Raw genomic sequence first — 23,884 nt, 5'->3', positions numbered from 1 at the left:
CGTGAATGCGGGCGTCCCGGTCCTGCGGTGGCGCTCAGTCAGGAGTGTCGGAACCTCCACGCTGTGAACAGAGTCAATAGGGGTAGTAGCCTTCCCGCATGAACGGCCGCTGGGAACGCCGACCGGCCCGGCCGCCCAGGACCTCGGAGCCTGAACCATGAGTGCCCACGAAGCCGTCCCCGTCAGCCTGGCCGAGATCGCCCGGATCGCCGGCGTCGGCCGGGCCGCCGTGAGCAACTGGCGCCGCCGTCACGATTCCTTCCCCGCCCGCATCGGGGGCACCGACGTCAGCCCGCAGTTCTCGCTGCCGGAGGTCGAGCAATGGCTGCGCGACAACGGCAGAAACAGGGACGTCGGTGGACGCGAGCTGCTGTGGCCGCGGTTCGAGGCGCTCGGCGGCCGCACGGAGTCGGGGCTGGCCGTCGCCGCGGCGGGCCGCCGGATGCGCTTTCCCAGGACGCGCACCATGCCGCCCGAACTCTCCGCGCGAGCACGTGATGTGGTGGCCGACGCCGCGAAGGTGGGACGGAGGGAAGGGCCGCGGGAGACCTTCGAGTTCCTGCTGCGACGATGGCTGGAGACCCACGTCCGACAGCTCGGCACCACGCCGCCGCAACTCGCCGCGCTGATGGCCCGGATCGCCCTCGCCGTGCGCCTCGGCCCGGCGACGGACGGACTGACCCTCCTCGATCCCGCGTGCGGCACCGGACACCTGGCCGCCGCGGTCGTGCGGGAGTACGGCGGCTCCGGGCTGGAGGTGCTCGCGTGCGAGAAGGACCTGGCACCGGCCGCGCTGACGGCCGGCCGGCTCGAATTCCTCGCGGAGGACCGCGACATCCGGACGCAGATCGTCTGCGCCGACTCGCTGCGGGACGACCCCTTCGCCGGAACGAAGGCCGACATCGCACTGTGCCACCCTCCGTTCAACGGACGCGACTGGGGCTACGCGGAGCTGGCCGCCGACCGGCGCTGGACGCACGGCCTGCCGCCGCGCACCGAGCCCGAACTGGCCTGGGTACAGCATGTGCTGGCCCACCTGAAGCCGGGCGGGGCGGCCGTGGTCGTCCTCCCGCCGGCCGTCGCCGCACGCAAGGCGGGCCGCCGTGTCCGCGGCTCCCTGCTGCGCACGGGCGCGCTGCGCGCCGTCGTCTCCCTGCCCCCCGGCAGCGCCCAACCGCACAGCGTGTCACTCCAGTTGTGGATCCTCCGGGCCACCCCGGACGGCCCGGCGGCCGCTCCCCCGAGCCAGGAAGCCCTCCTGGTGGACGCCACCCGGTTCGCCTCGGAGGGGGCGCGCGAACCCAGCCCCGACTGGGACGGCCTCGGTTCGTTCTTGCTGGCCGCGCTGGCGACCCTCGACCGGCCGGACCGGGAACCGCCGCAGGGCGCGGCCCGAGTGCCCCTGCTCGACCTTCTCGACGACGAGGTGGACGTCACGCCGGGCCGCTACACCGCGGCGGCGGCCGGGCCGTCCCGTGAGGAACTGACCGTCGGGTGGAACGAGTTCGAGACCCTGCTCACCGATCTGGCCGAGCACACGCGGCTGCTGTCCGCCCTCGCGTCAGAGGCCGGGGACGCGCGGACGGCCACCACGGTGGGCGACCTCGTCACAGCGGGAGCGCTGACACTGCGCACCGGCCGGCAGCCGTCGGAGCCGACGGCACCGGCCGGCGGTGCGGCCGTTCCGCTCCTCACCGTCGCCGATCTCCTGAACGACGGCGCACCCGGCGCGACGGTCCCCATCGGGTCGGCCCAGACCGTCGCCGAGGAGGGCGACGTCGTGGTCGCCGGGGTGGCGCGGGCGTTCCGGGCATGGGTCCACGAGGGACCGCCCGTGGCCCTCGGCCCCCAGCTCCACGTCCTGCGTGTGGACGCGGGAAAACTGGAGCCCCACTTCCTCGCCGGGTGCCTGAGCGCGCCGGCCAACGGGCGTCAGGCCGGCACCCACGCCTCCAGCTCGTCCAGGGTCGACATCCGGCGTCTCCAGGTCCTCCGGCTTCCCCTGGAGCAGCAGAGCGCCCACGCCGAGACCTTCCGCCGGCTGCGCGCCTTCGAGGCACTGCTCACCGCGGCCGGCACGGCGGGCGAGGGGCTGGCGAAGGACATGCGCGACCGACTCGCGACAGGCGGACCGACCACCTGACCCTCTTCCGGCTGCCACCGGCTCCGGGGTCGGCTCAGGGTCGGGGTCGGGGTCGGGGTCGTGCTCGGCCGCGTGTGGCCCTTGCCGGTGCGGAAGTGGACGCCGGGGCGGTCCGGTTGCCGGCCGTGCGGGCTCATCTGACGGCTCCGTCGGCGGCGCCGGCGGCGATGCGGCGCTGGGCGAGCACGAGCAGTACGGCCGCCGGTACGGAGGCAAGGACCGCGGTGGCCATGACGGCGTTCCACCGGTTCGTGTGCGCGCCCAGGTAGTCGTAGATCCCCAGTGTGACCGGCCGGACGGTCTCCGTGGTGGTCAGCGTGAGCGCGAAGAGGAAGTCGCTCCAGGCGAGGAGGAAGGTGAAGACGGCGGCGGTGATCAGCGCGTTCGCGCTCATCGGGAGCACCACGGAGCGGAAGGTGCGCCACCTCCCGGCGCCGTCCACGCGCGCCGCCTCGACGACCTCCCGGGGGATGCCCCGCATGGACGTGCGCAGAACGATGATCGCGAAGGGCACTCCGGCGGTGGACTCGGCGAGGATCAGGCCCGGGTAGGAGTCGAGGAGACCCAGGTCCTCGTAGGCGCCGTACAGGGCGTTGGCCACCGCGATGCCCGGCACCATCTGCGTCACCAGGACACCGAAGAGCACCACGCCCGCGCCCCGGAGGGGCAGCCAGGCGAGCGCGTAGGCCGCCGGCGCGGCGAGCGCGAGGCTGAACACGATGCTGCCCAGGGCGACGACGAGGCTGGTGACGAGGTTGCGTCCTTGGTCGCGCAACGCGGTGGCGTAACCGCTGAAGTCCGGGTGGGAGGGGAACCATCCCGTCCGCAGCAGGGCGCCGCCCGCCGGCTGGAGAGAGGCGTTCACCATCCAGTAGACCGGGAAGAGGAGTACCGCGAGCAGGACGATCCCGATGACGGTGGACAGCAGGCCGCGTCCGGGTGCGCGGCTCACCGGATCGCCTCCCGGCCGTGCTGGGCCCGCCGGTTGGCGCGCAGGTAGAGGAAGGCGCAGGCGAGCGAGACGACGATGAGCAGGTTTCCCATGGCGGCGCCGCGCCCGAACGCGAACTGCCGGAAGGACAGTTCGTAGGACCGGGTCGCGAGGGTCTCGGTGGCGCCGGCCGGGCCGCCGCCCGTCACGACGAGGACGACGTCCAGCGCCTTGAGCGTGTACATCACGCCCAGCACCAGCACGACGCCGGCCACGGGCCGCAGCAGGGGCCAGGTGACATGGCGGAACGTGGCCACGGGACCGGCTCCGTCGATCCTCGCCGCCTCGTACAGCGGCGTCGGGATGTCCTGCAACCCGGCGTACAGGATCGCGGTGTTGAAGGGCACGCCCACCCAGATGTTGACGACGATCACGGATACCAGCGCCTCCGAGGTGCCGGTCAGCCAGGGCACGCCGGACGACACGAGGTGCAGGCCGCGCAGCGCGTCGTTGACGACGCCCGTGTCGGTGTCGAGCATCCGCCTCCACGTGGCCCCGGAGGCGACCAGCGGCAGCAGCCACGGCAGCAGCAGGAGCGACCGCAGCACCCCGCCGAGCGGGAAGCGCCGCCGGAAGAACAGGGCGAGGGCCAGCCCCAGCGCGAACTGCCCGGCCAGCGAGCCCGCGGTGAACAGGGCCGTCGTCAGCAGGGCCTCGGAGAACAGGTCCGACGACAGGACCTGCGCGTAGTTGCGCAGTCCCACGAACGGCGCCTCACCGGTGTAGAACGTGGCGATCGAGTACTGCTGAAAACTCATCACGACGTTCTTGACGACGGGGTATCCGAGGAACAGCGCGAGGTACACCCCGGCGGGCGCGACGAACATCCAGCGGGCGACCGGCTCCGGCAGGCGCGTCCGGGCCGCGCGCCGGTTCTCGTCAGGGGCTGGTCGCCGTCTGCTGCGCATGTCCGAGCGCTTCCTCAGGTGTCTGTTCGCCCGTCAGCGCGGACTGGATCGCGGTGTAGACGGCGGTCGCGGCCGCGGGCCATCGCACGCCCAGCTCCGCGGTACGGGCCCGGGCCCGTGCGACGCTCTCGACGAAGACCGCCATGGACGGGGTCCGCCGCGCGTACCTGGCGGCCACCGCGGGACGTGAGGGCACGGTGAAGTTCCGCTCGGCCAGCGCGAGCGTGCGGGCGGGGTCGTTCAGGCAGGCCAGTACCTGTGCGGCCTTCTTCTGCCGGGCCGTGGACGGGCTCCGCGGCACCGTCCACACCTCGCCGCCCAGCGGGGTGACGAGGGTCTGCCCCGCCCGGCGCACGGGGAGGGGAGCCACACCCCAGTGCAGGTTCCCGGCCTTGTTCAGGGCGGAGATCCGCCAGGGACCGTTGACCATCATGGCCGTCCGGCCCGCGACGAACTGGTCGTGGACGTCGGCCTGGGTCCAGTTCAGCACGGACCTCGACATGGATCCGCTGCGGACCAGGTCGGCCCAGAGCCGGAGCGCCTGCGCGGCCTGCGGGCTGTCCAGCCGCCTCTCGTCCCCGCCGTTGGACCACAGGAACGGCAGGAACTGCCAGGTCCCCTCGAACGAGGCGTCGGCGTCGACCGCCATCCCGTAACGCCCCGGGCGGGTCAGTTCGGCGGCGGCCGCCTTCAACTCGTCCCAGGTCCTCGGCACGGCGACGCCGGCCTCGGCGAGCATCTCCTTGTTGTAGACGAGGGCGACCGTGCTGACGGTGGGCGCCAGTCCGTACACCTTCCCCCGGTAGGTGCCCGCCGACAGGATGCCCTGGGCGAAGCCGCGGGTGTCGATGCCGTAGCGGTCCAGCGGTGTGAGCGCGCCCGTCGCGGCGATCTGCTGCAGGTCGGGGTTGTCCAGCATCAGCAGGTCCGGAAGCGTCCGCGACGACGCCCGCTGAAGCACCTTGGGGATCAGTGACGCCCCCGGAACACTCGTGTGCTCGACCCTCACACCGACCGTCCGCCCGCAGGCGGAGAGCCGCTCGCCCCAGTCGGCGTGCTCCGCCGCGTCGGAGTAGTAGTCGAGCGCGGTGAGGGAGGTGACCCTGTCACCGGATGCGTCGCCGGCGCCGCAGCCGGCGACCGCGAGCACCAGGGCGACGGCCCCCAGGAGAGCCGCCGTCCGCCGCCCCACCGGTCCGCCTCCCCGTCGCCGGCCCGTGCGGCTCGGGCCTCTCCGGACTCCCGGGCCGGTCCGACTTCTCCGGTTGTCCGGGGCGTTCGAGATCCTCATGCTTACGGGTCGTCCCGGCCCTTCCGGTCGTCCTGGTCTTCTCGGTGTGATCATGGTGGTGGTGCCTTTTCCAGTGACGTCTGTGGCCGGAGTGTCGGTCCCGGAGAGCCGGGCGGTGGGCGGAGGCCCCGTGGCGGCCTCGTGAGGGTATGCGGCGCGGGAGCGGTCGTCGCGTCCGCGTCGGTCCCGCGGCGGGCATCGCCTGGACGTGTCGGCGTGTCGTCAGCCGCCCCGCAACCCCATGACCAGGTGGGCGAGTTGTACCCGGGAGTTCACGGACAGCTTGCGGAAGGCGGAGGTCAGGTGGGTGTTGACGGTGTGCGGCGAGACGACCAGCAGGTCGGCGGCCGACCGGTTGGTGTGGCCCTCGGCGATGAGGCGAGCCACCTTCTTCTCCGACACCGTGAGCGCCTCCCAGCCCTCGACGGGGCGCCGCACGGCCACCGCCCCGCGACCGCCCCGTCCGGCACGGTCACCGGGCCCCGCAGCGGCGGTGCCGCGCCGCACACGCGCCGCGGCCGCGTGGGCGCCCGCCTCGGCGAACATGGCGTGGGCGTCGGAGAGGACGGCCCTTGCCCGGGGTATGCGGCCGGCTGCCAGCAGGGCCCGCCCCAGGTCCGCGCGGGCCGCGGCCCGCACCAGCGGCCGAGGGCTCTCCCCGAGGAGTTCGACGGCGCGTTCCAGCAGGGCGGGATCGTCCGCGACGAGGCCGGCGGCCTGCGCCGCGACGCCGGCGGCGGTGGGCACGCCGGGGTTGCGTTCGGCGTGGGCCACGGCCTGCGCGGCGAGGTCCTCGGCGAGCGCACGGTCCGCGCCGTGCAAGGCTGCGCGTACGGCGCAGTCGACCCAGGTGCGCAGCAGCCGCCAGCGCATGAAAGGGCCTTCCTGCTGCACCTGCCGGATCCTGTCGAGAGCGAGCCGGACGTCCCCGTCGGCCTCGGCGTGGAGGGCCTCCAGGAAGCGCACCGCGGCCGTGTTGCCCGGGTTCGGCTTGGCCGCCAGTCTCTCCCGCGCCGCGGCCAGGTGCTGCCGGGCCGCTTCCCGGTCGCCTCGCAGCAGGGCGATCCGGGAGCGGATCACGCGGGCGTTCACCTGTTGGACCGGTACCTGTACGTCGTCCTCGAGGCGCTCCATGGTCATGAGATCGGCTTCGGCGTCGTCCAGCCTGCCGAGCCCCAGATGCCGGTGGCCCTGTGCCCACAGCAGCATCGCCTGCCGGGGCGGCCCGTCGGGGCCCGCCGCCGCCCGGGCGAGCAGCCGCTCACCGGAGGCGAAGTCGTCCATGTGCGTGCAGGCGACGATCTCTTCGGGCAGGAAGGCGGGATCGACGGCGCTGAGCGCGGTGAAGTGCCGCAGCGCGACGGTGTTCTCCCCCGCGTTGAGCGCGATCTCGCCGAGCGCGGACAGGGCCAGCACGTGCGCCTCCCGGTCGCCGGCCGAAAGGGCGGCGCGCAGCGCGTGCTCGCCCGTCTCGCGGGCCGCGTCGAGATCGTGCCCCCGGGAGAGGGCGAGTGCGCGCAGCGCGGTCAGTCTGGCCTCGACCTCGGGGGCGGCGCCGCCGAGCGCGAGGGCCGTTTCGGCGCGGCGGAGCAACTCGTCGGCGAGGTCCATGTTCCACAGCGTCCCGCCGAGGGCGGTCTGCAGCCGGCTGAGCGCCGCCAGGGGCGGCCGGGCGGCGAGAAGACGGTCCCCGGTCAGCAGCGCCTCACGGTTGCGGCCGGCCCGGGTCAGGTGGACGATCGCCCGCTCGCCCACCGCGAACCACGACGGCCTCGCCGGCGGCGCCAGTTCCAGGGCGCGCGTCATCAGGTCGGCCGCCAGGCCCGGCGTCACCGGGAGGACGTCGTCGGCGGCCCGGCCGAGGAGGGCCACCGCTTCCTCGTCCCCGGGCAGGGCGCCCTCGAGGACGTGCGACACCGCGTCGATCGGCCGGTGCCCGGCCAGGACGAGATGGGTGGCGGCCTCCCGGTGCAGAGCCTTCCGGGCCGACGGCGGGATGTCGGCGTATACGGCCTGGCGCAGCAGGTCGTGCCGGAAGGCCAGCCGGTCGCCGTCGTCGTCCAGGAGTCCGGCGCGCACGGCCTCGTCCAGCTCCGGGACCAACGCGGAGGGCGCCAGTCCGCAGAGGGCGGCGGCGTCGTGGAAACGGAACCTGCGCCCCAGGACCGCTCCCATCCGGAGGAAGCGGAGGGTGCCGGGGCGCAGGGAGCCGAGCCTGCCGCGTACGCCCGTCACCAGGCCGGGGGGCACGGGGTCCCCGCAGGCGTCGGCGGTGCGCAGTCCCGCCAGCATCTCCACCGCCAGGAAGGGGTTGCCGCCGGCTCCGCCGAGCAGGTTCCGTACCCGCTCGTCGACGCCCTCGCCCAGGGCGTCGCCGGCCAGCTGCCCGATGGCCGCGCCGGACAGCGGGCTCAACGGTACGGTGACGGCCGGGAGTTCGTCCCGTGCCGCGACGAGGATCTCGTCGTCCGCTTCGGCGGGGCCCTGCCGCCGGGTCAGCAGCCACAGGACCGGCGAGGTGCGCAGTCGCCTCGGAAGCTGCTTCAGGACGAACCTGCTCAGCGGGTCGGCCCACTGCACGTCGTCCAGGGCGATCAGCACCGGCTGCCTCCCGGCCGCCGTTTCGATCGCCTCCGCCAGGCTCTCCACCAGCCTGATCCGCTGATCGTGGCCGCCGACGAGACCGGCGAAGACGTCACCGGACAGCAGCGGCCGGTCGCCGTGCAGGGAGGCCGCCAGCGACGAGAGCGGCACGATGTGGTGCAGTTCGTCGGCCTTGCCCGTGCCGACGGAGCAGCCCGCCGCACGTGCCCTGGCGACGGCCTCGGTGAGCAGCGCGGTCTTGCCGATCCCGGCCTCGCCGTGGATGAGGACCAGCGCACCGCTCCCGGTGCGGGCCACCGAGGCGATCAGCTCCCCCAGTCGTTCCAGCTCGGCCTCCCGGCCGCGCAGACCGCTCCGGGACAGCGAACCGCCTGACCCCGCCACTCACGCCCCTCCTGCCGCACACCCTGCCTCCACTATCGCAAGGCGCACGTGCGCACGAGTACGCGGGGCGAGTGACGCCGACCACGTGGCGCGGGCACGGGCGCCGGGCGTACGACGTCGGCGAGCGGCGACTCACGACCGGGAGCGGCGCCGCGGGACGGCGTACGGCCGGTCGGCATGACGCGGTTCGGCAGGACGTTTTGCCCGGCGACGCGGCTCGGCAGGGACGGCGGGGCCGCCAGGGGGGTCTACCGGGCTGCGGCCGGTGCAGGGTGTCGTGCCGGGGAGCGGCCGCCGCGCGCCGAGAGCACCAGGGGCGCGCGCACCGCCGTCTCCCGCCACTGCGCGGGGGACATTCCGTAGGCGGCCCGGAACACTCGGCTGAAATGCGCCGCGCTGACGAAACCCCACTGGTGGGCCACCGCGGCTATGGTCCGGCCGGCCGCCCCACGGCCCGCCAGCTCACGCCGGCACTCCTGAAGCCGCCGGCGCTGGATCCACCGTCCGACGGTGTCGTCCTCCGACTGGAAGAGCCGGTGCAGGTACCGCACGGAGATGTGGTGGGCGCGGGCGATGGCCTCGGGCGTCAGGTCCGGATCGGCGAGGCGCCGGTCGACGAAGGCCTTGATCCTCAGGACCAGCACACGGGCGGCGCTCTCCGGGTCGCCCGGCGCCCCCCGGAGTCGTTCCTCCGCCAGGACGCCGAGCAGGTCGACGACGTGGCGGGCCAGGGCGTCGCCGGTCTGCGGCGGACACCGCGCGGCCGTGTCCACGAGCCTGGACAGGAACGGCGACAGCAGCGAGCCCAGCACGGTGTCGGGTCCGGTGCTCGTCCCCGTGAGCCGTCGCAGCGCGTCCTCGCCGACGCCCAGCAGGCGCCGCGGCAGGACGAGGGACTTCGTCCGGTACGGCTCGGGGAACTCCATCCGGAGCGGACGCGCCATGTCGCAGAAGGCGAACTCCCCCGGAAGCACGCGGACTTCACGGCCGTCCTGCTCGATTCCGACGACGCCCCGGGTCACGAGACTGACGACCACGTGCTCCTCGCCGTCGCCCTGAGCGATCAGCCGCGGACTCCGCCACGCCCGCAGCGGGCCGCCGTCCGCCGTGGCGAGCCGCAGGCGTCCCAGCGGGGACGTCCGGATGGTTCCCGAACAGGCCTCGTCCGGGACGGCGATGTCCACGGCGGCGAAGGTCCTGGACAGCGCTTCGCGCCAGTAGGTCCGTCTTTGCAGGACGGGAACCGAGTCCGTGGCGTAGAAAGTGCCCGGGAACTGCGTCCCGGGTTCCGGTGTCGATGAATCCGGCGACATCGTTGCGGCTCCTCGGCAGGTGTGCTTTCCCGACACCGTGCCAAGGAGCGTGAGCGGGCGCATCGCGTGAATCCGTGAGATCGCCCCGGCGGGCGTGACCGGCCGCCGAGGGCCGGCCATGGGGACGTGCGGGAGCCGGGTCGTCCCGCAGCGGACGATCGGCTCCCGTCCTAATCACTTCGCCAGGAAGGCGAGAAGCGCCGCGTTGACCTCCTCCGCGTGCGTCCACAGCAGACCGTGCGGGGCGCCCTCGATCTCCACGTAGTCGGCGGACGGAAGCGCCTTGTGGAAGGGCCGCGCGGTGCCCTCGACGGGCAGGATGCGGTCACCGGTGCCGTGCAGGATCAGGGCCGGCACGTCGATGGCGGGGATGTCGGAGCGGAAGTCGGTGTACCAGGTCGACGGCGCGGCGGCGGAGGCGAAGAAGCCGCTGCCCGCGGCGACGTTCCAGCTGTTGCGCACGGCCTCCTCGCTGATCCTGACGCCGAGGTTCTCGTCGAGGTTGTAGAAGTCCTGGTAGAAGGCGGTGAAGTAGGCGTACCGGTCCGCCTTCACGGCCGCGACGACACCGTCGAAGAACTCCTTCGGGGCGACCCCGTCCGGGTTGTCGTCGCTCTTGAGCAGGCAGGGCTCCAGCGAGGCGAGGAAGGCGACCTTGGCGACGCGGGCCGAACCGTAGCGGGCCACGTAGCGGGCGACCTCACCGGTGCCCATGGAGAACCCGACCAGGACGGCGTCCGTCAGGTCGAGGGTCTCCAGGACGGTGTTCAGGTCGGCGGCGAAGGTGTCGTAGTCGTATCCGGTGGTCGGCTGGCTCGACTGCCCGAAACCCCGGCGGTCGTAGGTGATCACGCGGTAGCCGGCGTCGAGCAGCGCGGCGCTCTGCCGCTCCCAGGAGTGGCCGTCGAGCGGGAAGCCGTGGATGAGGACGACCGGCTGCCCGGTCCCGTGGTCCTCGTAATAGAGGTCGACGGCGGTGGAGTTCTCCTGGCCCACGGAGATGTACGGCATGAGCGGCTACCTCGTTCTGAAAATGATCCGGGAATACGGAACAACGGAATACGGGAATGCGCCATGCCGCACGCGTAGGGGGAATCCCGGACGCGCGGCACGGAACACCACTCACGCTAGGGCGCACGCCCGGCCCCGACTTGCCCCGCAGCGCACCGCCCCTTGCCTGACGGCGCACGACGACGCGGGACGGCTCGCGCGGGCACGGACGGACGAAGGTACGCGGGCAGAAACGGGCGGAAGCGGCTGCCCGGACCTTCCGCCGGGCGACGCCCTCGACCCGGGTCTCACAGGCTCTCCGGTGACAGGGGCACCGGCACCCTCGCGTCAGCGCAAGTCCGCCGCGTCGAGCAGGACGGTCACGGTGGGGGCGATGAGTCCTTCCGGTGTGTCGGCCCTGATTCCCGCGCGGGCGCTGGCGCCGTCGAAGACAAGGATCAGCTGCCGGGCCAGCAGGTCCGGGTCACCGGCACCGCCGCGTTCGGCCTCGCCGCGGAAGAAGGCGGTCAGGCTCTCCTTGACCCGGTGGGCGACCCGGCTCGCCGGGTGGTTTTGGTCCTTCAGCTCGACCTGCACGGCCAGGTACCGGCAGCCCTGGAAACCGGGTTCGCCCGCCTGTGTCACCAGCTGGTCGAAGACGTGCATGATCCGCTCGCGAGGCGGGCGTCCGTCGTCCGCCGGGGGCAGGAGCGTCGCCGCGTAGGCGGCCGCACGTTCCTCCAGGCTCGCCGCCAGCAGTTCGTCCTTGCTCTCGAACAACTGGTACATGGAACGCTTCGACACCCCCGCCGCCTTGCACAGCGCGTCGACGCCGATGCCGACTCCGTCCCGGTAGGTGAGCGTGGCCGCCGCCTCCAGCAGGCGCTCGCGGGGGCTCGGCTTCGCGTCGGTGGTCATATCGCGAGGTTAACCCGATTCCGGCCGATTGAAAACCGATCGGTTTTCCGTGTCGCCAGGGCACTCCGCGCCACCCGGCCGGCGGCGTCGCGCCGATCGGGCACCCCTTCCGACGGCCGGGCGCCGAGACGGCCGGCCGTCTCGGCGCTTGCGTCGGTAAACCGATCGGTTTACCGTAAGGGCATCGAAGGGAAACCGATCGGTTTCCCACATTCCCGTGGAGGCAGTCATGACCGCTCTGAAGGGCGCGAACGTCTTCGTCACCGGTGGCAGCCGGGGCATCGGCAAGGCACTGGTGGAGGAGCTCTACGCACGCGGCGCCGGCAAGGTGTACGCCACGGCCCGCGACCCGCGCGCCGTGACGCACCCCGACGCCGTCCCGGTGGCCCTGGAGGTCACCGACCCCGCGTCCGTGGCGGCCGCCGCGGCGCGGGCCGGGGACGTCACCGTGCTGGTCAACAACGCGGGCGCCTCGGTGGGCGCGTCCTTCCTCGGCTCCCCCGTCGACGACGTGCGCCGGGAGTTCGAGACCAACTTCTACGGCCCGCTGCTCCTCGCCCGGGCGTTCGTGCCGGTCATCGAGCGCAACGGCGGCGGCCACCTCCTCAACGTGCACTCCGTGCTCTCGTGGATCGCCCTCGGCGGCTCCTACAGCGCCTCCAAGGCCGCACTGTGGTCGCAGACCAACTCCCTGCGCCTGGAGCTGCTGCCGCGTGGCATCTCGGTCACCGGGCTGCACGTGGGCTACGTGGACACGGATCTCGCGGCCGGCGTCGACGCACCCAAGTCCGACCCCCGCGAGGTCGCCGCGCTGGCCCTCGACGGCGTCGAGAGCGGAGCGTACGAGGTGCTCGCCGACGACGTCTCCCGGCAGGTCAAGGCAGGTCTCGCCGGGGACCTCGCCGCCCTGTACCCGCAACTGGCCCAGTAGAGCGCCGGACAGGGAGCCGACGAGATGCCCGACCACGCGTCACGTCCCTCGCTGCACGTCCCGGGGGCCACCGCTCACACCCTCGCACCCCGCCCCCGTGGCCGCGGCGGCCACGACGACCGTCCCGGCCACGAGGGGGCGCTGCGCTATCTCAAGGCGGGCGCCGGCGCCCCGCTGGTCCTGCTGCACACCGTGCGCACGCAGGCCGAGCACTTCCGTCTCCTCGTCCCGCAGGTCGCGGACCACTACACCGTGTACGCCCTCGACCTGCCGGGGATGGGGTACTCCGAGATCGTGCCCGGCGCCTCCTACGACGAACCGGCCATGCGTGCGGGCGTCGAACGGCTCCTGACCGAACTCGACCTGCACGACGTCACGTTGGCCGGGGAGTCCATGGGGGCGGTGCTGGCACTGACCAGCGCGGCCGATCTGCCGGAACGCGTCCGGCGCGTCGTCGCCGTGAACGCGTACGACTTCCCCGGCGGAATCGCCCGCTCGGGCCTTCTGGCCCGCGTGGTGGTCGGCGCGGTCCTCGCGCCGGGCGTGGGACCGGTCATCGCCGGGGTGGAGCCCAGGGCCGCCCTGCGCAGGATCCTGCGAGGCGGCGTCGTGGACCGGACCGCCCTTCGGGAGGACTACGTGGACGAACTCCTCCGGGTGGGGAGCCGCCCCGGTTACCCGGCCGTGGCCCGGGCGGTGTACCAGGCCCTGCCCAGCCTCGTCGCGGCCCGCTCCCGCTACCCCGAGGTCCGGGCCCCCGTCCACCTCGTCTACGGCGAGCAGGACTGGTCCCGGGCCTCGGACCGGGAGGCCAACCGGAAGCTGCTGCCCGCCGCGGGGTTCACCCAGATCTCCCAGGCCGGCCACTTCATCGCCCTGGAACGGCCCGACGTACTGGCCGGCCTGCTGACCTCGACCGTGTGACCACCCCTGCGGCGCTGCGGAGGGGCACACCATCGCCGAGGGCGTCCGCGCGCCAGCGGTCGTGCCGTGCCCCGGCGGCCGTCGCCCGGGCCACCGTCCGGCGTTCCGACCCGCGGGCACCAGCCTCGGATCCGGGGCCTCGGACCCGCTTCGGTTCCGCCTCCTGCCTCGCGGCGCAAGTTCCCGAAAGGCAGGCGCCGGCGCGTCAGGCGCTGGAGCGGATGACCAGTCGGGTGGGCAGGATCAGCGGGGTGGGGTCCTGGCCGTTGACCAGCGCGGCCAGCGTGCGCGCCGTCTCCCGTCCGAGGGCCGTGACGGGCTGATGGACGGTGGTGAGCGGCGGGTCGGCGATCCGGGCGATCTCCAGGTCGTCGAAACCGACCACGGCGACGTCGGCGGGGACCAGCCGGCCGGCCTCGCGCAAGGCACGCAGCGCACCCGCGGCCATGTTGTCGTTGGCGGCGAACACCCCGTCGACATCAGGGTGTTCGGCCAGCAGAGCGGCCATGACGGCGGCTCCGCTGGGTTCGGTGAAGTCGCCCTCCCGCGGCGGGAACGGATCGAGTCCGGCCGCCAGCACGGCGTCGCGGTAGCCGCGGTACCGAGCGCGCCCGGCCTCGGTGTCCATGCGCCCGCAGATCGCGGCGACGCGTGTGCGGCCGCGCGCGAGCAGATGCTCGGTGGCCTCGCGCGCCCCGCCGACGTTGTCGACGTCCACGTACCAGCGCGGAGCCGGACCGACGGGGCGTCCGCCGAACACGACGGGCATCTCCGCCTCCCGGGCCGTCCGGACCAGCGGATCGTCCTCGCGCAGCGCCATCAGCATGACGCCGTCGGCGCCCCTGGACCGCAGCAGCTCCGCCACCCGCGCGCGCCCCCGGTCGGAGGCGGCCAGGCAGAGCATGAGGTGCAGGTCGGCCTCCTCCAGAGCCTCCGACGCCCCCACGATCACCTGGGCGAAGAACGGATCCGCGAAGATCGACGGGTCCTCCCCCGAGATGACCAGGGCGGCCGCTCCCGTCTGCCGGGTGGCCAGTGCACGGGCGCGCGGGTTGGGGACGTAACCGAGCTGCCGGACGGCCCGCTCGACCGCCTCGCGCTTGACGCGGCTGACGTGGGGGGCGTTGTTGAGGACACGGGAGGCCACGGATCGGGAGACGCCCGCGAGCCCGGCCACCTCGTCGAGCGTCGGCTGCGGACGGGGCGCGGTCGTAGTCATGGGTGATGGGCCTTTCCGTCGCGGCCGGACGAAGCACCCCGGGCCCTGAGGCACGGCGGTCCGGAGGCACAGGGGCTCCGGTCGCGGAAGCCCTCGCGCACGAAGGACCCGAGCCACGAAAGCCCCGAGGCGCAGAGAGCCCGACGTGCGGAACCCGTGCCCCTTGCCCCCTGATCCTGGCGGCCGGGAACTGGAAGCGCTTCCAATTCGGGGACTGTAGAGCCTCGTTCCCGCCCTGTGAAGCCCTGGCGCTCTTCGCCTGGCGTCCCGCAGGCGGGTCAACAGCGTTTTCCGCAGGGGTCCTTGACAGTTCCCACACCCCGCCACACGATACCGACCACACCCCTTGGCTCCCCGTGCCGCTGGAAACGCTTCCAGTGGGAGCGCTCCCAGGGGTCGCACCTCCTCAGCGCGTCGCACGCTCGGGACGATCGTGTGCGGCGCATCCCCGCCAGGAAACCGAGGTTCAGTCATGCGCCGCAGACTCCGCGCCCTCGTGACAGCGTTCTTCGCCCTCCCGCTGGCGCTCGCCGCCGCGCCGTCCGCCCATGCCGCCGACCCGACGACCATGACCAGCGGGTTCTACGTGGATCCCGACTCCAGCGCGAAACGGTGGGTCGCCGCCAACCCCGGCGACGGCCGGGCCGCCGCGATCAACGCCTCCCTGGCCAACACCCCGGCGGCTCGTTGGTTCGGCTCCTGGAGCGGCACCATAGGCACCGCGACGGGCGCGTACGCGGGCGCCGCGGACAGCCGGGACAAGCTGCCGATCCTCGTCGCGTACAACATCTACAACCGCGACTACTGCGGCGGGCACTCCGCGGGCGGAGCCGGCTCACCGTCCGCCTACGCGAACTGGATCGCGCAGTTCGCCGGCGGGATCGCCGGGCGTCCGGCCGTCGTCCTCCTCGAACCGGACTCCCTCGGGGACTACGGGTGCATGTCGCAGGCCCAGATCAACGAGCGTCAGGGCATGTTGAGCGGCGCTCTCGCACAGTTCAACCGGCAGGCCCCCAACACGTGGGTCTACCTCGACGCCGGCAATCCCGGGTGGGCCGGAGCGGCCACCATGGCCCAGCGTCTCAACGACGCCGGTCTGCGGCAGGCCCACGGGTTCTCCCTCAACATCTCCAACTACTTCACCACCGCCGAGAACACCGCCTACGGCAACGCCGTCAACAGGGAGCTGAGCGCCCGCTACGGCTACACCAAGCCGTTCGTCGTGGACAGCAGCCGCAACGGCAACGGGTCCAACGGCCAGTGGTGCAACCCCGCAGGCCGTCGCATCGGCACTCCCACCCGGACCGGGGGCGGCGCCGAGATGCTGCTGTGGATCAAGACGCCGGGCGAGTCCGACGGCAACTGCGGCGTCGGGGGCGGCTCTTCGGCGGGCCAGTTCCTCCCCGAGGTCGCCTACAAGATGATCTACGGCTACTGATCCATGGCCGGCGGCCCGGCAGCGGGCCGCCGTCTCTCGCTCCGGCGGACGAGCCACCGAACCAGTGAAGGAGACACGGCGGATGAGCGGGACGCGCACAGCCCACGGAGCCCGGCGGACGCGGCACAGGCGCACGGCGGTGTTCACGGCACTGGCCGCCGCCCTGGTGGCGACGCTCCTGAGCGGCGCGGGCGCCGCCGGGCCGGCACAGGCGGCGCCGACGACGCGTGCGGATGCCCCCGCCCGGCAGGGTCATCAGCGGCAACCGGTGCGCGCGAAGGGCGTGTTGGCGGGGGTGCACACCGCGGGGCGGGTCAAGGACGCCGGCAGCACCGTGCAGTACAGCTGGCCGGGCGTGTACTTCGAGGGCCGGGTCCGGGGCACCGGCGTCGGCGTGGTGCTCGACGACCCGGCCGCCGACTACGACGTGCAGGTGGACGGGGTCACGGTCGCCACGCTCGTCATGCCCGGCCGAACCACGCACTGGGTCGACGGTCTGGCGGACCGCACGCACACCGTCCGGCTGGTCAAGCGCAACGACACCCCCTGGGCGACCAGCACGTTCGGCGGCTTCCTCGCCGCGCCGGGGGGCGCCGTGCTGAGCAGGCCGGCGGCCCGCGGCCGTCAGATCGAGTTCATCGGCGACTCCCTGACCGTGGGCTACGGCAACCTCTCGACCTCCCGCGACTGCACCTCGGACCAGGTCGGCCGGACCACCGACGCCGACGTGAGCTACGGCGCGCTCACCGCCCGCCGGCTGGGCGCCGACTACCAGCTCAACGCCTACTCGGGGCTCGGCATGGTGCGCAACTACAACGGGGGCTCACCCGACGTCACGTACCGGACCTTCTACGACCGCGCGCTGCTCGATGTGGCCGGCGACGTCTGGCGCAACCCCGGCACCTGGCGGCCCCGGCTCGTCGTGGTCCACCTCGGCACCAACGACTTCTCGACGGCCGTCAACCCCGGTGAACCCTGGACGCCCGAGAGCCTCGCGGCCGCCTACCGCACGGCGTACGGCGACTTCCTCAGGAAGCTGCGCACGCGTTACGGGGCCGGGACGACGATCGTGGCCGTCGGGGCGGGCTCGTTCGCCGGTCAGGTCCAGCAGGTCGTCAAGGCCCGCGCCGACGCGGGCGACGGCCGGGTGCGGTACTGGTTCCTCGACGACTCGGGGCTCGACTTCACGGGCTGCCACTGGCACTACTCGGCCCACGACGACCGGGTCGTCGCCGACCGGCTCACGTCGTTCGTCGCCGGTCTCCCGATCGGCTGGTGACGACGGCGGCCCGCCGGCCGCAGGGGGGCCGGTGGACCGCCGTTCCCGGGCTGCCGCCCGCACCCCGTGACACGCCCGGGGTGCGGGCGGAGAACGTGGCGGAACCGGGTCCGGTTCCCGTGGAAGCGGTGAAGAAACCAGGGAAATCGACCGTATGTTCCTCGCATCACGGGGCACGAGGAGCGTCGGAGGTTGATAACTATGGTTCCCCTGCTTCTCGTTCTTCTTCTGGCCCTGATCCTCTTCGGCGCGGGCTTCGCGCTGAAGGCACTCTGGTGGATCGCCGTCATCGTGCTGGTCGTCTGGCTGCTCGGCTTCGTCATGCGCAGTGTGGATTCCGGCGGCCGCAAGGGCCGCTGGTACCGCTGGTGACGCAGCGCACGACAACCGTTCTGTGGGCCCCGGGATCTCCCGGGGCCCACAGTCGTGTTCCGGGCGGGTGCGCTCCCCGGGACAAACGGTGTAACGACCACCTTCCCGGGCACCAGGGGTCATAGCTGGGGCCCGGTGAAGCAGTGGAACCTGCGCCTCCGATCACCGGGCCCCAGCCCCGCGCCTCAAGTCCTGCGCCCGGACCCACGCCCCGCATCGCCCACGGCTCGGGGCCGACGACGCGCCCGGCGGGGGCGGACGGCGTCCGCCGGATGCCGGAGTGGCTCGTGTGAGCGGGCGGGCGGCGTGGCAGCGATGCTGCATGCCCCTCATGGTCACGCGTGCGCTGCCGGACCGGCCCGGACCGTCCGCCCGGTCCGCCCGGTCCGCGCTGCTCGCCGCCGCCCACGGCGGACCGGCCCTCGCGGTCACCGCGGTCACGGGTCTGCTCGCGGTGCGCGGAGGGCTGCGTCCGCTCGACGCGGTCGTCGTCACCGCGGCCGTGTTCACCGGCCAGCTCACCATCGGCTGGGGCAACGACCTGCTGGACCGGGGCCGTGACCGCGCGGTCGGCCGCCTGGACAAACCACTGGCCGTCGGCAGCCTTCCGTCGGGCCGGGCCGCGCGGGCCCTGGCGGCGGCCGCGGCGGCCTGTCTCGTGCTGTCGGCACTGGCCGGCTGGCGCACCGCGCTGGTCAACGCCACCCTCGCCACCGGCGCGGGCCACGCCTACAACCTCGGGCTCAAGGCGACCGCCTGGTCCTGGGCGCCGTACGCCTGCGCCTTCGGCGCGCTGCCCTCCCTCGTCACGCTCACCGGCCCCGAGCGGTGCTGGGCGCCGCTGTGGACGGCGGGCGCCGGCGCCCTGCTCGGCGTGGGCGCGCATCTGCTGAACGCGCTGCCCGACCTCGCCGACGACGAGCGCACCGGCGTCCGCGGTCTCCCGCACCGGCTCGGCGAGCGGCGCTCGCGCGTCCTGGCCGCGGTGCTGCTGCCCGCCGCCTCGCTGCTCACCGTGCTCGGCCCGGCGGGGAGGCCGCCGGCGTGGGCCTGGGCGGTCCTCGCGCTGGTGGTCGTCCTGGCCGTGCTCACGCTGGTCGCCCGCGGCCGTACGCCCTTCCGGGCCGCGACGGCCATCGCCCTGGCCGACGTCGCGCTGCTCGTGGCGGCGGGCTGATGGCTCCCCCGGCCCGTCGCGCCGGCCTCCCCGCGACCGTCCCGCGCCGCCTCGACGTCACCACCCGCGCCGGGCCCGGTAAGGGTGTCACCCCCGCCTCCCCCGCCGTCCCAGCCGCCCCGCCGCCCCGCCGACCACCGGAGCCAGCATGACCACGCGCGTCCTCAGCGTCCGCGGCGCCCTGCCCGGGCACCCACACCGTCAGGAGGAGATCACCGCGTCCTTCACCGCCGCGCTGGGCGACGGCGTCGACCGCGCGGTCGTGGAACGGTTCCACCGCAACGTGTGCGTCGAGACCCGGCACACCGTGCTGCCGCTGCACGAGTACGCCCGGCCCGGTGACTTCGGCCGGGCCAACGACGCCTTCATCCGGGCCGGTGTGGAGCTGGGGGCCCGTGCGGTGGTCGACGCGCTCAAGGACGTCGGCCTCACCCCGGCCGACGTCGACTACATCGTGTCCTGCACGGTGACCGGGCTCGCCGTGCCCTCGCTGGAGGCCCGCGTCGCGGCGGAGATCGGGCTGCGGCCCGACGTGGTGCGGCTGCCCCTCGTCGGCCTCGGGTGCGTGGCGGGAGCGGCGGGCGTGGCCCGGCTCGACGATCTGCTGCGCGGACGGCCGGACGGGGTCGCGGTGCTGATGTCGGTCGAGCTGTGCTCGCTGACCCTCCAGCGTGACGACGCGTCGGTCGCCAACCTCGTGGCCGCCGGCCTGTTCGGGGACGGCGCCGCGGCGGTGGTCGCCGTCGGCTCCGGGCACCCCCTCGCGCAGTCCGACGACCCGGCCAGGCCGGAGGTGCTCGCGTCGCGCAGCCGTCTGTATCCCGACTCGGAGCGCATGATGGGCTGGGACGTCGGCTCCGGCGGGCTGCGGATCGTGCTGGACGCCTCCGTCCCCGACCTGGTGCGCCGTCATCTCGGCGACGACGTCCGCGGCTTCCTCGCCGACCACGGGCTGACCCGCGACGACGTGCGCTGGTACGTGGCCCATCCCGGCGGCCCCCGGGTGCTGGAGGCGTTGCAGGAGGCCCTGGCGGTGGACCGGGACGCCCTGCGGCTGACCTGGGACTCGCTGCGGCGGATCGGCAACCTGTCCTCCGCGTCGGTGCTGCACGTGCTGGCGGACACCCTCGCCGAGCGGCCGCCGCCGCCCGGCTCGTACGGTCTCCTGCTCGCCATGGGACCGGGGTTCTGCTCCGAGCTGGTGCTCCTGCGCGCACCGGGCGGTGAGCGGTGAACGGGCCGGCCGCGTTCACCGTCCTGGTGGCGGCCGTCGCCCTGGAACGGGTCGCCGAACTCGTCGTCTCCCGCCGCAACGCCGCGTTCAGCCTGGCGCGGGGCGGCGAGGAGTGCGGGCGGGGGCACTACCCGTTCATGGTGGTCCTGCACACGGGACTGCTGGCCGGCGCCCTGGTGGAGGCGTGGACACGGCGCCCGGATCCGGGGGCGGTCCTCGCCTGGGCCATGTTCGCGCTCGTCGTGGCCGCGCAGGCGCTGCGCTGGTGGTGCATCGCGACCCTGGGACGGCAGTGGAACACCCGCGTGATCGTCGTGCCGGGCGCCGCGCGCGTGACGGGCGGCCCCTACCGGCTGCTCCCGCACCCCAACTACGTCGCCGTCGTCGTGGAGGGGATCGCGCTCCCGCTGGTGCACTCGGCGTGGGTGACGGCGGTCGTCTTCACCGCCCTGAACGGGTTCCTGCTCACCGCCCGCATCCGCACCGAGGACGCGGCCCTGACCCGGCTGGCCTGAGGAGCGCACATGGACCTGCTCGTCGTGGGGGCGGGACCGGCCGGCCTGGCGACGGCGTTGCACGCCGCCCGGGCCGGGCTCGGCGTCACCGTGTGGGAGCGGCGGGACGGAGTCGTCGACAAGGCGTGCGGCGAGGGGCTGATGCCGGGCGCAGTGGCCGCGCTGGCCGCGCTCGGCGTGCACCCGCCGGGACGCGACCTGCACGGCGTCCGATACGTCGCCGGGGCGCGCCACGTCGACGCCGGTTTCCGGGCGGGTCCGGGCCGCGGGGTCCGGCGTACGGCGCTGCACGCCGCGTTGCGCGAGGCGGTGCTGGCCGCGGGCGTCGCGGTCGAGCGGCGCACGGCGCGCCGGGTCGAGCAGGACGGTGACGGGGTGCGGGTCGACGGGGTCCGCGCCGGTCATCTCGTCGCCGCCGACGGGCTGCACTCGCCGCTCCGCCGGGCCCTGGGGCTCGACCGGCCGCACCGGGGCCGCCCTCGGTACGGGCTGCGGCGCCACTACGCCATCGCCCCCTGGAGCGATCACGTCGAGGTGCACTGGGCCCGTGACGCGGAGGCGTATGTGACGCCGGTGGCCGACGGTCTCGTGGGCGTCGCGGTGCTCAGCGCCGGCCGCGGCTCCTTCGACGGCCACCTGGCCGCCTTCCCCGGGCTGCGGGAGCGGCTCGCCGGGGCCGGTCCCGCCGGGCCGGTGCGCGGGGCGGGCCCGCTGCGGCAGGAGACGTGGGCGCGCACCGCCGGCCGCGTGCTGCTGGTCGGCGACGCGGCCGGCTATGTCGACGCGCTGACCGGCGAGGGCGTCGCGCTGGCTCTCGCCCAGGCGGCGGCCGCCGTCCGGGCCGTCGCCGGCGGCGACCTCGCGGCCTACGAACGGGAGTGGCGGCGGCTCACCCGCCGCTGTCGCTGGCTGACCCGCGCCCTGCTGGGCGCGACGCGGACGCCGACGGCCCGCGCGGCGCTGGTACCGGTGGCGCAGCGGCTGCCGTGGCTGTTCCGCGCGGGCGTCGACGCACTGGCCCGACCGCCCGACGGTCCCGCGGCAGCGAGCCGGCCGACCCGGTAGGACACAGGCCAGGGGGCGCGCACCCGGCCGCTCGCGCACCGGACGGCCGCCCTGCGCCCGTCCCGCACCCGCCCGCCCCCCATGCCCGTGGCCTTGCGGCCGTCCGGCGGGGCGGGCGGTGGTGCCGCGCTCAGAGAGCGGCGGCCTCGGTGGCGGGTTCCGCGGCCTCTGCCGTTCCCGGCTGCGCGAACTGCGTGCGGTACAGCTGCGCGTACCGTCCGCCGTCCGCGAGGAGTTCCTCGTGCGTGCCGCGTTCGACGATCCGTCCGGCCTCCACGACGAGGATGAGGTCGGCGGCGCGCACGGTCGACAGACGGTGGGCGATGACGAGCGCGGTGCGGTCCACGAGGGCCTCGGCGAGGGCTTCCTGGACGGCGGCCTCGGAGGTGTTGTCGAGGTGCGCGGTGGCCTCGTCGAGGATGACGACGCGCTGGCCGGCCAGCAGCAGGCGGGCGATGGTCATGCGCTGGCGTTCGCCGCCGGAGAGCCGGTAGCCGCGCTCGCCGACGACGGTGTCGAGGCCGTCGGGCAGGGAACGGACGAGGTCGTCGAGGCGGGAGCGGCGCAGGGCGTCCCACAGCTCGTCGTCGTCGGCTCCGGGCCGGGCGAGCAGGAGGTTGGCGCGGACGGTGTCGTGGAAGAGGTGGCCGTCCTGGGTGACCATGCCGAGCGTGGCCCGCAGGGAGGCCGCGCTCAGGTCCCGGACGTCGACCCCGCCGATGCGGACGGCGCCCTCGTCGACGTCGTACAGCCGGGGCAGGAGCTGGGCGATGGTCGACTTGCCGGCGCCGGAGGAGCCGACGAGCGCGACGGTCTGCCCGGGATCGGCGCGGAAGGAGAGACCGTGCAGGACCTCCTCGCCGCCGCGCGTGTCGAGAACCGCGACCTCCTCCAGGGAGGCGAGCGAGACCTTGTCGGCGGACGGGTAGGCGAAGCGGACGCCGTCGAACTCGACGGAGACCGGGCCTTCGGGGACCTGGCGGGCGTCCGGCTTCTCCTCGATGAGCGGCTTCAGGTCGAGCACCTCGAAGACCCGCTCGAAGCTGACCAGGGCGCTCATCACCTCCACTCGGGCCCCGGCGAGTGCGGTGAGCGGGGCGTACAGGCGGGTCAGGAGCAGGGCGAGGGCGACGACGGCGCCCGGTTCCAGGGAACCGTTCAGGGCGAGCCGTCCGCCGAGTCCGTAGACGAGGGCGAGGGCCAGGGCGGAGACGAGGGTCAGGGCGGTGAGGAAGACGGACTGGGCGGTGGCCGTGCGGACCCCGATGTCGCGGACGCGGGCCGCTCGGGCCGCGAACTCGGCCGACTCCGCATCGGGACGGCCGAACAGCTTGACCAGGGTGGCGCCGGGCGCGGAGAACCGCTCGGTCATGCGCGTGCCCATCGCCGCGTTCAGCGCGGCGGCCTCCCGCTGCATCCCGGCCATCCGGCGGCCCATGCGCCGCGCCGGGATCACGAACACCGGCAGCAGGGCGAGCGCGAGGAGCGTGACCTGCCAGGACAGGGTGAGCATGACGGCGAGGGTGAGGATCAGCGTGACCAGGTTGGACACCACTCCGGAGAGGGTGTTGCTGAAGGCGCGCTGGGCGCCGATCACGTCGTTGTTGAGTCGGGAGACCAGCGCTCCCGTACGGGTACGTGTGAAGAACGCGACCGGCATCCGCTGCACATGATCGAACACGGCTGTGCGCAGATCGAGGATGAGTCCCTCCCCGAGCGTCGCCGAGAGCCTCCTGCCCAGGATGCCGAGGCCCGCCTCCAGTACCGCGATGCCCGCGATGAGCAGCGCCAGCCGGACGACGGTGTCCGCGTCGCCGTGCGACACGATCGCGTCGACGACCCGTCCGGCGAGGACGGGGGTGGCGACGGCGAGCAGCGCGGTCAGCATCCCCAGCACCACGAACAGTGCGATGCGGCGGCGGTGGGGGCGCGCGAAGGCGCCGATGCGGCGAAGTGTGGCCCGGTCGAAGGGTCGGTGTTCCTGCTGGGCGTGCATGACGCTGTACAACTGCGTCATGGCCGTGGCGTCCATGCTCATGGAAGCGACCGTAGAACCTCGAGCTTCGTTGAGGTCAAGGTTTTCCCCACGCCGGTTCCCCCGCCGGCTTCTCCGCCGGTCCCCGCACCGGTCCCCACGCCTGACACGACGGTCTCGAACACGAAGGACCCGATGACAGTACGTAATGCT

Annotated in this window: 19 protein-coding genes; 10 read left to right on the top strand and 9 right to left on the bottom strand. The window is 73.8% G+C overall.

All coding sequences use genetic code 11. The annotated features are described in order from the left end of the window. Positions 1–157: 157 nt before the first annotated feature. A complete protein-coding gene (locus tag ACGFSH_RS29330) occupies positions 158–2,143 on the top strand; it encodes an N-6 DNA methylase (protein WP_393353723.1) in 1,986 nt (661 codons plus the stop codon). 133 nt (positions 2,144–2,276) lie between these two features. Here ACGFSH_RS29330 and ACGFSH_RS29325 read toward each other — a convergent pair whose 3' ends face one another. The 7 genes from ACGFSH_RS29325 to ACGFSH_RS29295 all read right to left on the bottom strand — a co-directional run bounded on the left by ACGFSH_RS29325 (position 2,277) and on the right by ACGFSH_RS29295 (position 11,542). Further along, positions 2,277–3,095, bottom strand: coding sequence for a carbohydrate ABC transporter permease (locus ACGFSH_RS29325; protein WP_393353721.1), 819 nt, complete (start codon positions 3,093–3,095; stop codon positions 2,277–2,279). Beyond that, positions 3,092–4,042 (bottom strand): carbohydrate ABC transporter permease, encoded by a 951-nt coding sequence (locus ACGFSH_RS29320; RefSeq protein ID WP_393353719.1) that lies wholly within the window; start codon positions 4,040–4,042, stop codon positions 3,092–3,094. Before ACGFSH_RS29320 ends, ACGFSH_RS29325 begins: the two co-directional genes overlap by 4 nt. Next, the gene (locus ACGFSH_RS29315; RefSeq protein WP_393353717.1) at positions 4,014–5,234 is read right to left on the bottom strand and encodes an extracellular solute-binding protein; all 1,221 of its coding nucleotides are present in this window, start codon (positions 5,232–5,234) and stop codon (positions 4,014–4,016) included. The genes ACGFSH_RS29320 and ACGFSH_RS29315 overlap by 29 nt, the downstream gene beginning before the upstream one ends. Positions 5,235–5,555: 321 nt before the next feature. Further along, positions 5,556–8,321 (bottom strand): AAA family ATPase, encoded by a 2,766-nt coding sequence (locus ACGFSH_RS29310; protein WP_393353715.1) that lies wholly within the window; start codon positions 8,319–8,321, stop codon positions 5,556–5,558. Positions 8,322–8,569: 248 nt separating this feature from the next. Next, positions 8,570–9,505: a helix-turn-helix domain-containing protein gene (locus ACGFSH_RS29305; RefSeq protein WP_393353713.1), complete on the bottom strand. Its 936-nt coding sequence runs from the start codon at positions 9,503–9,505 to the stop codon at positions 8,570–8,572. Positions 9,506–9,808: 303 nt separating this feature from the next. Then, the gene (locus ACGFSH_RS29300) at positions 9,809–10,645 is read right to left on the bottom strand and encodes an alpha/beta fold hydrolase (RefSeq protein ID WP_393353712.1); all 837 of its coding nucleotides are present in this window, start codon (positions 10,643–10,645) and stop codon (positions 9,809–9,811) included. Positions 10,646–10,972: 327 nt separating this feature from the next. Further along, positions 10,973–11,542: a TetR/AcrR family transcriptional regulator gene (locus ACGFSH_RS29295; RefSeq protein WP_393353710.1), complete on the bottom strand. Its 570-nt coding sequence runs from the start codon at positions 11,540–11,542 to the stop codon at positions 10,973–10,975. A 229-nt stretch (positions 11,543–11,771) separates the two neighbouring features. Between ACGFSH_RS29295 and ACGFSH_RS29290 the strand changes: the two genes are divergently transcribed. Next, complete coding sequence (locus ACGFSH_RS29290; RefSeq protein ID WP_393353708.1) at positions 11,772–12,473, top strand: SDR family oxidoreductase; 702 nt, start codon at positions 11,772–11,774, stop codon at positions 12,471–12,473. 24 nt (positions 12,474–12,497) lie between these two features. Continuing rightward, positions 12,498–13,397, top strand: coding sequence for an alpha/beta fold hydrolase (locus ACGFSH_RS29285; RefSeq protein WP_393353707.1), 900 nt, complete (start codon positions 12,498–12,500; stop codon positions 13,395–13,397). Positions 13,398–13,602: 205 nt separating this feature from the next. On the opposite strand, the gene ACGFSH_RS29280 is transcribed toward ACGFSH_RS29285, so the two are convergent. Then, complete coding sequence (locus ACGFSH_RS29280) at positions 13,603–14,616, bottom strand: LacI family DNA-binding transcriptional regulator (RefSeq protein ID WP_393353705.1); 1,014 nt, start codon at positions 14,614–14,616, stop codon at positions 13,603–13,605. Positions 14,617–15,088: 472 nt separating this feature from the next. Here ACGFSH_RS29280 and ACGFSH_RS29275 point away from each other — a divergent pair, with 472 nt between their 5' ends. The 7 genes from ACGFSH_RS29275 to ACGFSH_RS29245 all read left to right on the top strand — a co-directional run bounded on the left by ACGFSH_RS29275 (position 15,089) and on the right by ACGFSH_RS29245 (position 21,696). Beyond that, positions 15,089–16,054 carry a glycoside hydrolase family 6 protein gene (locus tag ACGFSH_RS29275; RefSeq protein WP_393353703.1) on the top strand — a complete coding sequence of 322 codons (966 nt, stop codon included), beginning with the start codon at positions 15,089–15,091 and terminating at the stop codon, positions 16,052–16,054. Positions 16,055–16,136: 82 nt separating this feature from the next. After that, the gene (locus ACGFSH_RS29270; RefSeq protein WP_393353701.1) at positions 16,137–17,333 is read left to right on the top strand and encodes a GDSL-type esterase/lipase family protein; all 1,197 of its coding nucleotides are present in this window, start codon (positions 16,137–16,139) and stop codon (positions 17,331–17,333) included. Positions 17,334–17,534: 201 nt separating this feature from the next. After that, positions 17,535–17,705 (top strand): hydrophobic protein, encoded by a 171-nt coding sequence (locus tag ACGFSH_RS29265; RefSeq protein WP_329415618.1) that lies wholly within the window; start codon positions 17,535–17,537, stop codon positions 17,703–17,705. A 322-nt stretch (positions 17,706–18,027) separates the two neighbouring features. Beyond that, positions 18,028–18,882: a UbiA family prenyltransferase gene (locus tag ACGFSH_RS29260; protein ID WP_393353699.1), complete on the top strand. Its 855-nt coding sequence runs from the start codon at positions 18,028–18,030 to the stop codon at positions 18,880–18,882. Between the two features lie 148 nt (positions 18,883–19,030). Next, positions 19,031–20,116: a type III polyketide synthase gene (locus ACGFSH_RS29255; protein WP_393353697.1), complete on the top strand. Its 1,086-nt coding sequence runs from the start codon at positions 19,031–19,033 to the stop codon at positions 20,114–20,116. After that, on the top strand, positions 20,113–20,631 hold the full coding sequence (locus ACGFSH_RS29250) for an isoprenylcysteine carboxyl methyltransferase family protein (protein ID WP_393353695.1): 519 nt from the start codon (positions 20,113–20,115) through the stop codon (positions 20,629–20,631). The genes ACGFSH_RS29255 and ACGFSH_RS29250 overlap by 4 nt, the downstream gene beginning before the upstream one ends. Positions 20,632–20,640: 9 nt before the next feature. Then, entirely contained in the window at positions 20,641–21,696 is a 1,056-nt protein-coding gene (locus ACGFSH_RS29245; protein ID WP_393353693.1) for an NAD(P)/FAD-dependent oxidoreductase, read from the top strand. Between the two features lie 130 nt (positions 21,697–21,826). Here the strand turns inward: ACGFSH_RS29245 and ACGFSH_RS29240 are convergent, their stop codons facing one another. Continuing rightward, complete coding sequence (locus ACGFSH_RS29240; protein ID WP_393353902.1) at positions 21,827–23,728, bottom strand: ABC transporter ATP-binding protein; 1,902 nt, start codon at positions 23,726–23,728, stop codon at positions 21,827–21,829. Positions 23,729–23,884 lie beyond the last annotated feature (156 nt).

The sequence above is a fragment of the Streptomyces sp. NPDC048481 genome (genome assembly GCF_043200075.1).
Taxonomy (GTDB): domain Bacteria; phylum Actinomycetota; class Actinomycetes; order Streptomycetales; family Streptomycetaceae; genus Streptomyces.
The sequence above is the reverse complement of the archived record's forward strand: the minus strand, read 5'-3'. Positions and strand labels throughout refer to the sequence as shown.